Origin of the sequence: Roseivivax isoporae LMG 25204, from assembly GCF_000521865.1 — a bacterium.
GTDB lineage: Bacteria > Pseudomonadota > Alphaproteobacteria > Rhodobacterales > Rhodobacteraceae > Roseivivax > Roseivivax isoporae.
On the sequence record NZ_JAME01000017.1, the window covers coordinates 36,473 to 51,920 of the forward strand.

Consider the following 15,448-nt stretch of genomic DNA (forward strand, 5'->3'; position numbering starts at 1 on the left):
GTTCCTCCCTTGATGACTGCGCCTGTGATCCTCCCTCGCGGCGTCAGCCGCGCGGGACCTCCCGGATCGCGGCGCCGCGTGTGTCCATGCCGCGGCATGGGGTTTCGAGCCGCGGACCCGCCGCGGCTGTCGTCGTCAGTGCGGTCATCACCTCGGCGGTGACGCAGGCGGCGATGATCGCCGGCCGCTTGTCGCGCGAGGGCCCCGCCCCGATCGGGCAGGTCAGCCGCGCACTGTCCGCGGCCGTGCCGTGGTCGCGCACGAAGCGGTCGAACTTCGCGCGCTTCGTGCGCGACCCGATGAGCCCGACATAGGCAGCGTCGCCCCGCGCCAGCGCGGCATCGGCGACGAGGAAGTCGAGCGCGTGATCGTGCGTCGCGACGATGAAGGCCGCACCGCGCCCGGCCAGTGCCACGTCCGCCTCTGGCAGCACGGAGACCCTCATCTCGACCCGCGCCGTCGCGCGGCCAAGCTCCTCGGGCCGCGTGTCGAGCAGGACCGCGCGGACCGGCATGTGCTGCATCAGGTCGGCGATGGCGCGGCCCACGTGGCCCGCGCCGAAGATCAGCACCTCGGGCGCCGCGGCGCGCGCGGCCTCGTCGCGGGCATGTGCCGCGGCGCGGTCGCGCGCGCCCATGCGCGCCAGCGTCACCTCGACCCGGCCGCCGCAGCACTGTCCGATCTCGGGACCGAGCGGCAGGTCCATCCGGTCGCCAAGGATGCCCTCGCGCAGCATCTCGCGCGCGCGGGCGATCGCCATGTATTCGAGCCGTCCACCGCCGATCGTGCCGTGCAAATCGGTGTCGGCCACAAACATCTCGGTGCCCGCCTCGCGCGGGGACGAGCCGCGCACGCGGCCGAGCGCCACGCGCACGACCGCGCGGTGCGCGTCGAGGAAGGCCGCGAGGCTCACGCCCCGCCCCCCTTCAGCCGCTCGACCGCCATCAGCACGCGCTCGGGCGTCGCGGGCGCGTCGAGCCGCGGGCAGGTGCGGTAGCCGTCCACGCTCGCCACTGCCATCGACATTGCCTCGAGCACCGAGATGCCCAGCATGAAGGGCGGCTCGCCCACGGCCTTGGACCGCTTGACCGTGCGCTCGCGGTTCTCGTTCCAGGCGACGAGGTCGACGTTGAAGATGCGCGGCACGTCCGAGGCGAGCGGGATCTTGTAGGTCGAGGGCGCGTGCGTCCTGAGCCGGCCCGCATCGTCCCACCACAATTCCTCGGTCGTGAGCCAGCCCATGCCCTGCACGAAGGCGCCCTCGACCTGGCCGCGGTCGATGTCGGGGTTCAGCGACCGGCCGACATCGTGCAGGAGGTCGGTGCGCATCACGCGGTACTCGCCGGTGAGCGTGTCGATCTCCACCTCCGAGCAGGCCGCGCCGTAGGCGTAGTAGTAGAACGGCCGGCCGGTGCCGCTCGCGCGGTCCCAGTGGATGTCCGGCGTCTTGTAGAAACCCGCCGCCGACAGCTGGACCCGCGCCATGTAGGCGGATTTCACGAAGGCGTCGAAGGCCACGACCTCCTCGCCGATGACGACGGCGTTCGGCACGAAGCGCACGGCCTCGGGCGCGACGCCGCGCGTCTCGCAGGCAAAGGAGACGAGCCGCGCCTTGATCTGCTCGGCCGCGTCGAGCGCCGCCATGCCGTTCAGGTCCGACCCCGACGAGGCCGCGGTGGCCGAGGTGTTCGGAACCTTCTCGGTGGTGGTCGCGGTGATGCGGATGCGGTCGATGTCCACCTGGAAGGCGTCGGCCACCACCTGCGCGACCTTGGTGTTGAGCCCCTGCCCCATCTCGGTGCCACCGTGGTTCAGGTGGATCGAGCCGTCGTTGTAGACGTGCACCAGCGCGCCGGCCTGGTTGAAATGGGTGGCGGTGAAGGAGATGCCGAACTTCACCGGCGTCAGCGCGATGCCGCGCCGGATCACCGCGCTGTCGCGGTTGAAGGCGAGGATGTCCTGCCGGCGTGCGCGGTAATCGGCCCGCGCCTCGAGTTCCTCCACCAGCCGCAGGATCACGTTGTCGGTGACCTCCTGGTGGTAGGGCGTCACGTCGCGGCCGGCGCGGTAGAAGTTCGCCTTGCGGATGTCGAGCGGATCGCGCCCGAGGGCATAGGCGATCTCCTCGATCATGCGTTCCGCGGCGACCACGCCTTGCGGCCCGCCGAACCCGCGGAAGGCGGTGTTCGACACGGTGTTGGTCTTGAGCGGGCGGCTCTCGAGCCGGACATGCGGATAGAAATAGGCGTTGTCGGCATGGAAGAGCGCGCGGTCGGTGACCGGCCCCGACAGGTCCGCCGAAAAGCCGCAGCGCGCGGCGAACGTGCCCTCGACCGCGTGGATGGTGCCCGTGTCGTCGAAGGCCACGTCGTAATCCACGACGAAATCGTGCCGCTTGCCGGTCGCGGTCATGTCCTGGTCGCGGTCGGGACGGATCTTGACCGGGCGGTCGAGCTTCTTGGCGGCGAGCGCCGCAACCGCGGCGAAGAGGTTCATCTGGCTCTCCTTGCCGCCGAAGCCCCCGCCCATGCGGCGCACCTGCACGGTCACCGCGTTCGACGGCACGCCCAGGACGTGGGCGACCATGTGCTGCGCCTCGCTCGGATGCTGGGTCGAGCAGTACACCGTCACGGTGTCGTCCTCGCCCGGGATCGCGAAGGAGATCTGCCCCTCGAGATACATGTGGTCCTGCCCGCCGATGCGCACGGTGCCGGCGATCCGGTGCGGCGCCGCCTGCCGTCCCTCCGCGAGCGTGCCGCGCCGGAGCGTCAGGGGCTCCGTCACCATCGGATGGCCGGCGGTGATCGCGGCCTCGGGATCGAGCGCGTGCGGCAGCGGCTCGGCGTCGAGGCGGGCCAGCGCCGCCGCCCGCCGGGCGAGGTCGCGGGTCTCTGCCACCACGGCAAAGAGCGGCTGGCCGTGATATTCGATCAGCGTCTCGGGAAAGACCGGGTCGTCGTGCTTGCCGGTCGGGCTCACGTCGTTCGCGCCGGGAATGTCGGTGGCGGTCAGCACCGCCACCACGCCCGGGGCCGCGCGCACCGCCGACAGGTCAAGCGCGCGGATGCGGGCATGGGTCACGTCCGACTGGCCGAGATAGGCATGCAGCGTGCCCGCGGGTTCGGCGATGTCGTCGGTATAGGCCGCCCGGCCGGTGACGTGCTTCGCGGCGCTGTCGTGGATGAGCCCGGTATGCACGGCGCCCCGGATCGGCGCGTGGATCGGCTTCATGTCGGTCATCGGGTCCTCCTTTCCCTCAGGCGCTGAGCCGGACGCGGGCCGCGCCGGACTGTTCGAGATGGAAGCGCCGCAGCAGGTTCTGCGCGGCGAGGCGGCGATACCCGGCCGAGGCGCGCCAGTCGGTCAGGGGCGCGAAATCGTCGCCGAGCGCCTCGGCCGCGGCCTCGAACGCGGCCGCGTCGAACGGCCTGCCCTCGAGCGCCGCCTCGGCGCGGGGCGCACGGCGCGGCGTCGCCGCCATGCCGCCGAAGGCGATGCGGGCCGACGTTATGCGCCCCTCCGCCACGCGCACGCTGACTCCGCAGGCAAGCGCCGAGATGTCCTCGTCGCGCCGTTTCGACACCTTGTAGGCGGCGTCGATCTGGCCCGGCGCGGGCAGCGGCACGCGCACGCTCTCGACGAAGTCGCCGGGGACGCGGTCCTGCCGGCCGTAATCGACGAAGAAATCCTCGAGCGGCAGCGTGCGCCGCGCCTCGCCGTGCCGAAGCGTGACCGTGGCGCCGAGCGCGATCAGCACCGGCGGGGTGTCCCCGATGGGCGAGCCGTTGGCGATGTTGCCGCCGATCGTGCCCATGTTGCGCACCTGCCAGCCGGCGATGCGCGCCCAGTAGGGCGCGAGATGCGGCAGGTGCGCGGAGATGGCGGGCTCGAGCGCGGAATAGCTGACCCCCGCCCCGATCTCGAGCGCGCCGTCCGCCACGCGCACCGCCTGCAGCTCCTGCAAGTGGCCGGTGAACACCGCGGGCCCGATGGGGCGCAGGAACTTCGTGACCCAGAGACCCACGTCGGTCGCGCCCGCGACCACGGTCGCCTGCGGCGTCGCGGCCAGCACGCGCGCGAGGTCGTCCACGTCGGCGGGCAGAATCGCGCGGTTGTCCTCGGGCCCGGTGACGACGCGGCGCCCGTCGCGCAGGCGGCCGAGCGTCTCGGCGATGCGGTCGCGCTCGGCGGCGATCGGATCGCGTTCGGGCGTGCCGTAGCCGTGGATCGCCTGCGCCGCCCGCAGGATCGGCGCGTAGCCGGTGCAGCGGCAGAGGTTCCCCTGCAGCGCCGTCTCGACCTGCTCCGTGGTCGGGCGCGGCGACCGCATCCAGAGCGCGTAGAGCGACATGACGATCCCCGGCGTGCAGAACCCGCACTGGCTGCCGTGGTGGTCGACCATCGCCTGCTGCACCGGGTGCAGCGCCCCGCCCCGCGGGGAGAGGTGTTCGACCGTCACCACGTGGCAGCCGTCGAGCGAGGCGAGGAAGCGGATGCAGGCGTTGACCGTCTCGTAGTGCAGGCGGCCGTCACGCAGCCGGCCGACGAGCACGGTGCAGGCACCGCAATCGCCCTCGGCACACCCCTCCTTGGTGCCGGTCAGGCGCCGGTCGAGCCGAAGGTGGTCGAGCAGCGTGTCGGACGCTGCGACGCCCTCGAGGCTCACCTCGCGGTCGTTGAGCAGGAATCGGATGGCTGTACGATGCTCCACGGTCTCTCTCCCCCAGCGTGTCCCGGTCATCTGCGCATCATCCTACAGCCGCCCGACCCCTTGCGTTAACGGCGCCTGTTGGCAAATTCTTTCAACGAACCGTTGATAATCGCCGCGCGCTGCGCTCTCCTTCCCCGCGGGAGGAGACAGCGTCATGCCCTATGTCGAAAGCCTTCGGGTCTTTGCCCGCGTGGTCGAGCTCGGCAGCATCACCTCGGGCGGCCGCGACCTGCGGCTGACGCCCGCGGTGGCCAGCAAGCGCATCAAGGAACTGGAACAGAAGCTGGGCGTGCGGCTCTTCAACCGCACCACCCGGTCGCTGACGCCGACCGAGGTCGGCCGCATGTTCTACGAGGAGACGAAGGAGGTGCTCGACCGGCTCGACCGGGCCGAGGCCGCCGTCGCGACCTATTCGCACCGGCCGCGGGGCGCGATCCGGGTGACCGCACCGCTCGGGATCGGCCGGCGGCTGATCGCGCCCATCGTGCCGGGCTTCACCGACGCCTATCCCGAGACCGAGGTGCGGATGCGGCTCTCGGACCGGCGCGTCGACATCCTGGGCGAGGAGCTCGACGTGGCGTTCTTTCTCGGGAACCCGCGCGATTCGACGCTGACCATGCGCAAGATCGCGGACTGCCCGCGGGTGCTGGTGGCGGCCCCCCGCTACGTCGCCGAGCACGGCGCGCCGCGGGTGCCCGACGACCTGCTGGGCGGGCGTCACAATTGCCTGCTGCTGCGCTATCCGCGCTCGCCGGAATATTACTGGGTGCTCGACACGCCCGACGGGCCGCGCAAGCTCGAGGTGTCGGGCCGCTTCGACGCGGATGACGGCGACATCCTGACCGACTGGGCACTCGCCGGGCGTGGCATCGCGATGAAGCCGCTCTTCGACGTGGCGCGCCATCTCGAGAGCGGCGCGCTGGTCGAGGTGCTGCCGGATCACCGGCCCCCGACCGCGCTGTTCGGCTGCCTCTACCCGCACAAGCGGCTGCAGGACACCAAGGTGCGGCTCTTCATCGACCACGCGGTCGATGCCGCGCGCCGGGCGCTGGCGTTGCCCGCGCCCTAGTGGTCGCGCGGCTGCGCGCTTGCCACCTCGAGGTCGCGCGCGCGTTCGCGGTGGAACACGTAGATGCCCGAGCCGAGGATGATCGCCGCGCCGAGGATGGTCATGCCGTCCGGGAACTCGCCGAAGATCAGGAAACCGACCGCCGTCGCGCCCACGATCTCGAGATACTGGAACGGTGCGAGGATGCTCGCCTCGACCTTGCTGAAGGCAAAGGTGATCATCAGGAAGGTGACGGTCGCCAGCATGCCCGCCGCCGCCACGGCGATCATCGCCCAGCCCGGCATCTCGAGGAGCGGGCCGCCGCCGCCGCCGAGCGCGAGGCGCACGATCTCGGCCCCGCCCAGCAGGGCGGCGGCGCAAAGCGAGGCGCCGACCTGGAAGCTCAGCGCCGACTGCCGCAGGGAGGCCTTGCGCAGGACGATCATGTTGAGCGCGTAGGCGACCGCGCCCACAAGCGGCAGGAGCGCGACCGGCCCGAAGACGGCGAAGTTCGGGCGGATCACGATCATCGCGCCGACGAGCCCGACGCCCACGGCGGCAAAGCGGCGCGGCCCCGGCACCTCGCCGAGGAAGATGCCGGCGAGCAGCGTCAGCACCAGGGGCTCGAGGAAGAAGATCGCGATCGCCGTCGCGATGGGCATGACCGAGAACGCGGTGATGAGCGTGTAGGTCACCGTCGCGATCAGGGCCGCGGAGGCGAGCGAGGCGAGGGTGAAGATCGGCCCCGCGAGGTGACGCCGCAGCAGCACCGCGACAGGCACCAGGAACGCGGCCTGCGCCAGCGCGCGCAGCACCGTCACCTCGAAGGGCGGCAGGACCGAGGTCAGGGATTTCGAGATCGCGTCGCCCACCGGCAGAAGACCCATGGCGAGGCACATGACGATCATGCCGATGCGCTTGTCGGCGTCGGATCCGGTCGACGTGGCGGTTGTCGTGGTCACGGAAACCTCCTCAGGCGCCGCGGGGGCGCACGAACGGTCCGGGCGTTCAGGACGGTGTCACGGGGGGTGCGGGACGCCATCCCGCACCTCCGGCCAGCTAGCCGCTCGGGGCGCCCCGGTCAACCGCGCGCACGATCGGATGAACCGGATGCCCTCGGCGCGCGTATGTCCTTCAGGTCCTGAACGGAGGCAGCATGCAGATCGCTCTACTCTACGTCGTGACGGCCGCGATCTTTCTCGCGGCGGATGCCGTCATGTTGCGCGCGGTGATGAAGCCGCTCTTCACCAAGCACCTCGGCGACGCGGTGCTCGACAGTCCCCGGCTCGGCGCGGCGGTGGGGTTCTACCTCGTCTACGTGGCGATCCTGCTCTGGTTCGCATCATGGCCGGCGCTGCGCGACGACATGCCGGTGCAGGCGCTCCTGAACGGGGCGCTGATCGGCATCGTCGGTTACGGCACCTACGAGATGACGTCCTACGCGGTCATGCGCGACTGGTCGCTCGAACAGGTGGCGGCGGACCTCACCTGGGGCACGGTGCTGACCGCGGTCTCGGCGTGGCTGGGCGTCGTGATCGTGCGGGCGCTGCCCTTCGGGTGATCCCGCGGCGGCCGCGTCAGCCGGGCCCGTCCTTGCGCAGGGCGGCAGGGATGCACGCCTCGAGCCCCGCGGGCAGGACGAGCCATGCGCCCGCCGCGTAGGTTCGTGCCACGAGGTCCGGGCCGTCGGCGCGGAGCGTGAGCGACAGGGGCGAGGCACCGGTGACCGCCACGCCCTGCCCCAGCCGCGCGACGAGCCCCTCGGGCGGGAACGGCACGAACACCGCCGGCGCGCCGCCGCCCGCCCGCAGGACGAGCGCGAGGATCGCGATCCACGCGGCCAGAAGAACCGGAAGCGCGGCGAGGAGGCGGAGGATCATCGGCCGCGCCCCATCAGTAATCGTGCACGTGCTCGAGCCGCAGCCCGGCCGCGTCGAGCCCGCGCAGGCGCTCGGCCAGGTCCCGCACCGGCACGAGGAGGAGCGCCCGCGTGTCGCCGTGGCCCTGCCGAGGAAACGTGGCGAGCGCGCCCGGGACATCCGCCCCATCGGACAGCGCGGTGAAGAGGATGCGATCGTTGCCGGCCATGTCGACGAAGGTGGCGCCGGCCTCGGCCCAGTCCCGAAGGATGTGGGTAAGCGCGCGGTAGCGCGGCGTCTCCACCTCGATTCCCTCGGGCAGGGTCCGCAGGACGCGCACGCCCTCCGGCGCCTCGAGCGTCTCCGCCGGAAGGTCCGCCACCACCATCTGAAGCGTCGTGTCGTCCTGCCCGGTCGCCGCCACGCCGCGCGCGATGAGCCCCGCATAGGCGGCACGCGCCCGGTGCTCGAGCCCGAGCGCCAGCGCGCGCTCGCGGTCGCGCAGGCCGCCCTCCGATGCTTCGCGCAGCGCCGCCGCGTCGGCGCGGAAATCGTAGCGGTACCACGGCACCTGCTGCAGAAAGGTCGCGTAATCCGCCGCCTGCGCGGCCGACAGCGCGTCGAGCGGCGCACGATCCGGCCCCCGGAGGCGCGCGACCGCCCGGCCCGCGGTTTCCTCGTAGGCGGCCTTCATCAGCATCTCGAAGGTGAAGGACACGCCGATCACGTGCACGAGCGTCCGCGTCGCGCCGTCGATCTCTCCGAGGGCCGCGCTCTCGCGCCTGAGCGTGCAGAGGCCGCGCCAGTATCCCGCGACCGCCGGCAGGAAGTCGTAGGCGTGCGGGTCGTGGTCGCGGATGACGCGCGCGTAATCGTCGTAGGCGTGGACGATGTGCCATTCGGGATAGGTCAGGAGCGTGCGCACCGCCGGCCGCGTCTCGGAAGACAGGGGCCTGCGCGGCGCGGGCGCGGCGTCGCCGTGGCAGAGCGTCTCGACATACGCGACCGGGGCGCCGAGCAGGACGACCGGCAGGAGCAGGATGCCGAGCGCCACCGCGGCCCGGCGCGCCCAGCGCCTCATGACCGGCCCGCGCGCACGAGGCCAGCGACGAGCGCGACGGACCCGAGCCCCAGATGCGGCAGGTTCGCCGCGATCCTGAGCGGCGCGAGGCTCGCCCCGAGCGAGGGATTGGTGAAGATCCCGAAATCGAGGTAGCCCCACCCGGTCAGGAGGCCGCAGAGCCCGTCGCCCAGATAGGCGGCGCCGAAGAGGACGAGAAAGAGCCGCGCGGCGCGGCTCGAGACCAACGCGGCGGCGAGCGCCCAGAGCGCCGAGGCGAGGTGAAGCGCGTCGTCGAACGGATCGAGCGCGAAGATGCCGAAGGCGCGCCCGTCCGCATCCGTCAGGCCGGGCACGTAGTTGATCGCGGCGGCCGCGAGCAGGATCGCGGCGTAGACGAGGGAAAGTCTGCGTTCGGGGGTCACAGGTCCGCCATGTAGCTGTCCCAGAGGTTGTTGCGCAGCGCGAGCCGCGGGTCGAGGGCCCGCTTGGCGGCCGCGAATTCCGCCGCGCGGGGATAGGCGGCGGCGAACTGGTCGGCCCGCGCGTGCGGGCGGTAGGGCAGGTAATAGCTGCCGCCCAGCGCCAGCACCCGGTCGATCAGCCGGCGCGTCATGCGCACGTGGTCGGCCTCGGCCCGCGCGGTGCGTTCCTGGGTGAACGACATGACCGCGGCGATGCGGGGCGTCGGCGAATGCGCGAGCACGCTGACCGGGTCGGCCTCGACGTGCCGCAGCGTGACGTTCAGGAACTCGGCGAAGGCGTCGGGAATGACCTCGCGGCATGCCTCGAGAAAGCCGCCGAACGCCGCCTGCGGCAGAAAATATTCGTGCAGGATGTCGACGCGCCCCGGGTCGCGGTCGTCGAGCGTCGCAACGGGCTCGTTCATCAGCGCGTTGCGGGTGGCCGGTCCCGCGATTCGGGGGCCGAGGCCGCTTTCGATCCACCAGCGGACGCGCTTCATGCCCTCCCGGCCGACCTGCGCGCGGTAGAGCCGCGCTGCGGCGTGGGACACGAAGCCCGACCCGGCCGCCGGCGGCAGGTCGGACTGGTCGGCCGCGGGCGCGTAGGTCACGAGCAGCGCCTCCTCGAAGAGCCGCGCGCGGTCGACGTTGAGCCGCCCGTAGGCCATGGGCGTCGCGGGATCGGCCACCGCCGCGGCGAAGGCGGAGGGGAACGCGTCGGCCGGCATCACCACGAAGGCGGGTTCGAGCCGCGCGTTCGCGACCATCTCGACCTCGAGATCGACGATCAGCCCGATCAGCCCGTAGCCGCCCATGGCAAGCGCGAAGAGGTCGGGATTCTCGGTCCGCGAGGCGGTGACGAGCGTGCCGTCCGCCAGCACCATGCGCAACGACCGCACCGTCGCCCCCATGGGACCGTAGGGCACGGGCCAGCCGTGCGCGTTCACCGAAAACGTGGCGGCCACGCCGAAATCGTTGTTCGACTGCATGACCGCGGGACCGAAGCCCAGCGGATCGAGCGCCGCGATCACGTCCGCCCAGCGCGCGCCGCCGTTCACGCGGTAGGTGCCGGCGGCGGTGTCGGGCTCGATCCACGCGTCGTCCACGGTGATCGCGGTGCCCTCGCGCGGGATCGCCTGCCCGCCCATGGAATGGCGCGCCGCGCCCACATTGACCGGACGCCCGTCGGCGCGGGCCGCCGACAGTTCCGCGCGCAGCGCGTCGACGAGTGCCGTGCCAGGGGAGCGCGGGCGCACATGGGCGCGGACCGGCGTCGCCGACAGCCCGCTCGCATCGTCGAGGATCAGCGGATCGGCAGGCACCACTTTTGCGGGCACGCCGCCAAGCCCGGGAAGGCCCGGCGCCCAGGCCCGCCCCGCCACGTAGCCCGCCGCCGCGCCGCCGAGGACGAGCGCGCCGCGCCGCGTGATCCTGCCGATGCCTGCCACTCCGTGCCCCGCCTGCCGTGCCTGCCCACCCGCCTTGGTAGCGCACCGCCCGGCCTGCCGTAAGTCAGGATAATCCGACCTCGGGGACGCAGGAACGGCCCGCCGCAGGCGCGACGGGCCGTTCCCTTGTCCGCCGGGACGCGTCAGGCGTGCCCGCGTTTCTTCACCAGCGTGTTGAAGATCAGCCCGCCGAGCAGCGCGCCGATGACCCACGCGTAGCCCGACAGGAACGCGAGCCACGGCACCCAGACCGTCGCGACCGAGAAGATCGCGGCGATCCCGAAGGCCTTGACCGCGGCACCGTTCCAGCCGTTGACGTAGTGGTATTCGCCGCCCCGCAGGTTGTAGAGGTCGTCGAGATTCAGCCGTTCCTTCCGGTGCCAGTAATAGTCGACGATCATGATCCCGAAGATCGGCGCCAGCGTCGCGCCCAGCGTGTTGACGAAGCCGCCGATCCCGAACTGGCTGATGAAGCTCGTCCAGAATGCCCCGATCACCAGCGCGAAGGCCGAGGTGATGAGGCCCGCATTGCGGAAGCTGATGCGGTCGGGCGCGAGGTTCGCGATGCCGTTCACTGCCGGGATGAAGTTCGCAACGAGGTTGATGCCCACCGTCGCCGCGAAGAACGTCACCGCCGCGATCACGCCGAGCAGCACGCTGTCGGTGCGCTCCACGATCTCGGTCGGGTTGATGATCGCCTCGCCGTAGACGACGGCCGCGCCGCCGGTGGTCAGGAGTGCCAGCGCCGAGAACAGGATCATGTTGAACGGCAGGCCGACGAGGTTGCCGAGCTTCATCGACGCCTTGTTCCGGGAATATCGCGAGAAGTCGCTGAAGTTGATCATGACCGCGGCGAAATAGGCGACCATGGTGCCGACGATGGCGATGAAGCCCGAGACCTCGGTCCAGAACGTGCCCTCGGGATTGGCGAAGATCGTCGCCGTCGCCTCGAGCAGCTGGCCGTGCGACCGCTGCCAGAGAACGATCACGAGTCCGATCATCACGAGGTAGACGAAGGGCCCCGCGATGTTGAGGAAGGTCTCGACCCAGCCCATGCCGCGCCAGAAGATCACGATGTGGAATGCCCAGACGATGAGGAAGGACACCCAGTCGACCCCCGTCAGGCCGAGGATCTCGGGGCCGCCGGTCGCGCCCGTGACCGAGCGGATCAGGAGCGCGAGCGCGGTCGAGGCGAAGTAGACCTGCACCCCGTACCAGAACACCGCGACCGTGGCGCGCAGCACCGCCGGCAGCTTTGAGCCGCCGGTGCCGAGGCTCGCCCGCGCGAAGACCGGATAGGGAATGCCGTATTTCTCGCCCGCCGCGCCCGAGAGGTTCACCATCCACATCACGAAGAGGCCCGCGAAGATCAGCGCAGCGAATGCCGTCCAGCCGCCCACCCCGTAGGAGATGAAGAGCGAGGCCACGAGCGAGTAGCCGAAGAGCGACTGCACGTCGTTCGCCCAGATGTTGAAGATCGCGAACCAGCCCCACGTCTTCTCGTCGGGACCGACGGGATTGAGCGTGTGGGTGCTGTCGCCCGATATCGTGTCGCCGCGCGCGACATGCATGTCGTCTGCCAAGGCCATCGGTTCCTCCCTTGCCGCCCCGCTTCGGACCGCCGGCGCCGCGCCGGCAACATCCCGCGAGGACCCCCTTGCAACTGACATGTTAGTTAATATCCTTGTCATCCAACTATAAAAAACTCGAGATAACACCTTACGGATGACGCGAAGAATGAAAGACGCGGATTTCTCCGCCGAACGCCCACAGGATGCGCAGCTCATGGCCACGCGGGCGCAGGACGCGCTCTGGGCCGCGCTGCGGAGCGGGCGGCTGCGCGACGGGCAGTTCCTGTCCATGGCACAGCTGGTGGATCTGCTGGAATTTCCCATTGCCGCCATCCGCGAGGCGGTGAAGCAGGCAAGCTCGCACGGGCTGCTGGCGGCGCTGCCGAAGCGCGGCGTGCAGGTGATGGAGGCGCGGCCCGAGACGATCCGCGAGTGCCTCGATTTCCGCATGGCGCTCGACCAGGAGGGTGCGCGGCGGCGGATCGCGGGGCACGCGCTCGACGGGCTCGGGGCGCTCAGGGCCCGGCACGTGGCGCTGCGCGACGCGGCGCGCGCCCACGCGGCGCACGACATGCCGCCGGAGGCGGTCGAGACGGATCTCTCGCTGCACGATTTCCTGGCCGCGGGGCTCGGCAATTCGCGGCTGGCGGATTCCTATGCCGCCAACCGGATGCGCATTGCGATCATCCAGAACTCGCGCCCCTTCGTGCCCGACCGGATCGCGTCGGCGATGGAGGAGCACCTCGCGATCATCGACGCGCTCGCGGCGCGCGACGCCGCCGCCGCGACCGAGGCGATCCGGCACCATTGCGCGCAGACGCTGCGCTGGTGGGGCGTGCCGCCGGTCGCGGGGGCGCTTTCCTCCCGCCCCGAAGCGGTCTAACTCGAGGATATCCCGCGACCGTGCAGGGGCAGGCATGAACGCCGAGAAGCGCAAAGAGACGCTGCGCGACACCGTGCTGACCCACGGCATCGTCAGCGAGAACCCGGAAATGCTCCTGATGGGCCAGGGCTGGCGCGTGGCATGGGCGGTGCTGTGCGAGGCGTTCCTGCGGCTCTGGAGCGACGACGCCTTCGGGCTTGCCGGCAACGTGGCCTTCCGGATGCTGCTGGCGATCTTCCCGTTCCTGATCTTCACGTCGTCGCTCACCGCCTTCATCGGGGACCGGTCCATGGCTGAGGACCTCACGCGCTTCCTGATCGAGATCGTGCCCTCGGCCCTGGTCGACCCGATCCTGTCCGAGGTGCAGCAGGTTATGTCGGTGCAGCGCGGCGGCGTGCTGAGCCTCGGCATCCTGCTGACGATCTGGTTCGCTGTGGGCGGCGTCGACGGCGTGCGCGTGGGCCTGAACCGCGCCTACGGCGTGCGCGAGACGCGCTCCGCCGTGGCGCTCTACGCGGTGCAGGCGGTGATGGTGCTCTTCACCGGCCTCGTGCTCGTCCTCGTGGGCTACCTGCTTGTGCTCGCGCCGCGGGCGGGATCGTGGCTGCACATGCTGATGCCGAGCTTCGATCCCGCCTCGGTCACGATGGGGCTCGTGCGCTACCCGGCGGCGGCGGTGATCCTGCTCGCCGCGCTGCTCGGCGCGCACATCTTCCTGCCGGCGCGGCGGACGCGGTTCTCGAGCATCTGGCCGGGCGTCCTCTTCACGGTGATCGCGTGGTCGGTGCTGACGTCGGTCTTCTCGTTCTACCTGTCGAGCTACGCCGCGTATTCGAGCTATTACGCGGGTCTCGCGGGGATCGTCGCGGCCCTCTACTACATGTACCTCGCCGCGCTGGTCCTGATCCTCGGCGGCGAGCTGAACCGCGCGATCCGCATCCGCCGGCTCGCCCGCGCGCTGCGGGTGGGCGACTGAGCCGCCCTGCCCGGCCGTCAGGACACCCGGCGAAGGAACTGCCGCAGGCGCGGATCCTCGGGCGCGTCGAGCACCCGGTCGGGCGGGCCGTCCTCGACGATCCGGCCGCCTTCCATGAACAGGACGCGATCGGCGATCTCGCGCGCGAACTGCATCTCGTGCGTGACGATGAGCATGGTCTGGCGCTGCTCGGCCACCCGGCGCATGAGGTCGAGGACCTCGCCCACCCATTCGGGATCGAGCGCCGAGGTCGGCTCGTCGAAGAGCATGAGCTCGGCCCCGATCGCCATGGCGCGACCGATGCCCACGCGCTGCTGCTGGCCGCCCGACAGCGCGGCGGGATAACTGCCCGCCTTGTCGGCAAGACCGGTCTCGGCCAGCACGTCCCGCGCGATCCGCCCGGCCTCGGCCCGGGAGCGTCCCTGCACGGTGACGAGCGCCTCCATGATGTTCTCCTGCGCGGTCATGTTGGCGAAGAGCGCGTAGTTCTGGAACACGAACGCCGTCGCGCGGCGGAGCGCGAGGATGTCGCGGCGCCCGGCCTTCGCCGCGTCGACCCGCACGTCGCCCACCTCGATCGAGCCCGCGTCGGGCCGGTCGAGGAAGTTCAGGCAGCGCAGGAGCGTCGACTTGCCGGTGCCGGACGGCCCGATCACCACCACCCGCTCGCCGTCGGCGATGTCGAGGTCGATCCCGTCGAGAACGGTCGTCGCGCCGAACCGCTTGGTGAGGCCACGCACCCGGATCATCGCGCGTAGGCCCTGTTCAGGCGCAGCTCGAGCCGTTTCTGGCCCTGGTTCAGCGTCTCGACCATCACCCAGTAGATGATCGCCACGACGAGGAACGCCTCGAAGTAGAGGAAGCTGCCCGACGCCTCCTTCTGGGTCGCGCCCATCATCTCGGTCACGCCGAGGGTGAAGGCGAGCGAGGTGCCCTTGATCATGTCGATGAAGTAGTTGACCAGCGTCGGGGCCGCGATCCGGCCCGCCTGCGGCAGGATGATCCGCCGCATCATCTGGACCTGGGTCATGCCGATCGACTGCGCGGCCTCCCACTGGCTGCGGTCGACGCCGGTGATCGCGGCGCGGATCGCCTCGGCCATGTAGGCCGAGAAGTGCAGCGTCAGCCCCATGATCGCGGCCGTCACGCCGTTGATCTGCGTGAGGAACGCCAGCACCTGCGGCAGCCCGTAATAGAACAGGAAGAGCTGCACGAGGAGCGGCGTTCCCCGGAAGAAGCTGATGAACAGCACCACCAGCCAGTCGAGGCCGGGCACCTTGATGACCCGCTCGACCGCGAGGAGCGAGGCGAGCACCAGCGCCAGCGCCATGGCCGCCACCGCCATGAACAGTGTCAGCGGCACGTAGCCCAGGATCACGGGCACCAGCCCCAGCATGTAGTCGAGGTCGAGCGCCCGCATGTCTCAGC

At 70.9% G+C, this 15,448-nt stretch carries 15 protein-coding genes; 4 read left to right on the plus strand and 11 right to left on the minus strand.

Annotated features, from left to right (window positions below; all coding sequences use genetic code 11):
• Positions 1-43: 43 nt before the first annotated feature.
• The 3 genes from xdhC to xdhA are packed head-to-tail and all read right to left on the minus strand — an operon-like array spanning position 44 to position 4,711.
• The gene (gene xdhC, locus RISW2_RS12040; RefSeq protein ID WP_084615371.1) at positions 44-913 is read right to left on the minus strand and encodes a xanthine dehydrogenase accessory protein XdhC; all 870 of its coding nucleotides are present in this window, start codon (positions 911-913) and stop codon (positions 44-46) included.
• Entirely contained in the window at positions 910-3,240 is a 2,331-nt protein-coding gene (gene xdhB, locus RISW2_RS12045; RefSeq protein ID WP_425277790.1) for a xanthine dehydrogenase molybdopterin binding subunit, read from the minus strand. Before xdhB ends, xdhC begins: the two co-directional genes overlap by 4 nt.
• Positions 3,241-3,256: 16 nt before the next feature.
• Positions 3,257-4,711 carry a xanthine dehydrogenase small subunit gene (xdhA, locus tag RISW2_RS12050; protein ID WP_043771372.1) on the minus strand — a complete coding sequence of 485 codons (1,455 nt, stop codon included), beginning with the start codon at positions 4,709-4,711 and terminating at the stop codon, positions 3,257-3,259.
• Positions 4,712-4,865: 154 nt separating this feature from the next.
• Here xdhA and RISW2_RS12055 point away from each other — a divergent pair, with 154 nt between their 5' ends.
• On the plus strand, positions 4,866-5,780 hold the full coding sequence (locus RISW2_RS12055; protein ID WP_043771376.1) for a LysR family transcriptional regulator: 915 nt from the start codon (positions 4,866-4,868) through the stop codon (positions 5,778-5,780).
• Here the strand turns inward: RISW2_RS12055 and RISW2_RS12060 are convergent.
• Positions 5,777-6,721, minus strand: a complete 945-nt coding sequence (locus tag RISW2_RS12060; protein ID WP_043771379.1) for a DMT family transporter — start codon at positions 6,719-6,721, stop codon at positions 5,777-5,779. The two genes, RISW2_RS12055 and RISW2_RS12060, sit on opposite strands and share 4 nt — an antisense overlap.
• Positions 6,722-6,915: 194 nt before the next feature.
• On the opposite strand from RISW2_RS12060, the gene RISW2_RS12065 reads away from it, so the two are divergent.
• Positions 6,916-7,320, plus strand: coding sequence for a DUF2177 family protein (locus RISW2_RS12065; protein WP_043771382.1), 405 nt, complete (start codon positions 6,916-6,918; stop codon positions 7,318-7,320).
• A gap of 16 nt (positions 7,321-7,336) precedes the next feature.
• Here the strand turns inward: RISW2_RS12065 and RISW2_RS12070 are convergent, their stop codons facing one another.
• The 5 genes from RISW2_RS12070 to RISW2_RS12090 form a co-directional block, all read right to left on the minus strand.
• A complete protein-coding gene (locus tag RISW2_RS12070) occupies positions 7,337-7,639 on the minus strand; it encodes a hypothetical protein (RefSeq protein WP_043771385.1) in 303 nt (100 codons plus the stop codon).
• A 13-nt stretch (positions 7,640-7,652) separates the two neighbouring features.
• Complete coding sequence (locus RISW2_RS12075) at positions 7,653-8,699, minus strand: hypothetical protein (protein ID WP_043771389.1); 1,047 nt, start codon at positions 8,697-8,699, stop codon at positions 7,653-7,655.
• Positions 8,696-9,103: a DUF4383 domain-containing protein gene (locus tag RISW2_RS12080; protein ID WP_043771393.1), complete on the minus strand. Its 408-nt coding sequence runs from the start codon at positions 9,101-9,103 to the stop codon at positions 8,696-8,698. Before RISW2_RS12080 ends, RISW2_RS12075 begins: the two co-directional genes overlap by 4 nt.
• On the minus strand, positions 9,100-10,590 hold the full coding sequence (locus RISW2_RS12085; protein WP_043771396.1) for an FAD-binding oxidoreductase: 1,491 nt from the start codon (positions 10,588-10,590) through the stop codon (positions 9,100-9,102). Before RISW2_RS12085 ends, RISW2_RS12080 begins: the two co-directional genes overlap by 4 nt.
• Before the next feature lie 143 nt (positions 10,591-10,733).
• Complete coding sequence (locus RISW2_RS12090; protein WP_043771398.1) at positions 10,734-12,179, minus strand: NCS1 family nucleobase:cation symporter-1; 1,446 nt, start codon at positions 12,177-12,179, stop codon at positions 10,734-10,736.
• Positions 12,180-12,327: 148 nt separating this feature from the next.
• On the opposite strand from RISW2_RS12090, the gene RISW2_RS12095 reads away from it, so the two are divergent.
• Positions 12,328-13,044: a GntR family transcriptional regulator gene (locus tag RISW2_RS12095; RefSeq protein WP_051491984.1), complete on the plus strand. Its 717-nt coding sequence runs from the start codon at positions 12,328-12,330 to the stop codon at positions 13,042-13,044.
• A gap of 34 nt (positions 13,045-13,078) precedes the next feature.
• Positions 13,079-14,020: a YihY/virulence factor BrkB family protein gene (locus RISW2_RS12100; protein ID WP_043771401.1), complete on the plus strand. Its 942-nt coding sequence runs from the start codon at positions 13,079-13,081 to the stop codon at positions 14,018-14,020.
• 17 nt (positions 14,021-14,037) lie between these two features.
• Here RISW2_RS12100 and RISW2_RS12105 read toward each other — a convergent pair whose 3' ends face one another.
• Positions 14,038-14,769, minus strand: coding sequence for an amino acid ABC transporter ATP-binding protein (locus RISW2_RS12105; protein WP_084615372.1), 732 nt, complete (start codon positions 14,767-14,769; stop codon positions 14,038-14,040).
• Entirely contained in the window at positions 14,766-15,440 is a 675-nt protein-coding gene (locus RISW2_RS12110; RefSeq protein ID WP_043771404.1) for an amino acid ABC transporter permease, read from the minus strand. Before RISW2_RS12110 ends, RISW2_RS12105 begins: the two co-directional genes overlap by 4 nt.
• Positions 15,441-15,448: the final 8 nt, after the last annotated feature.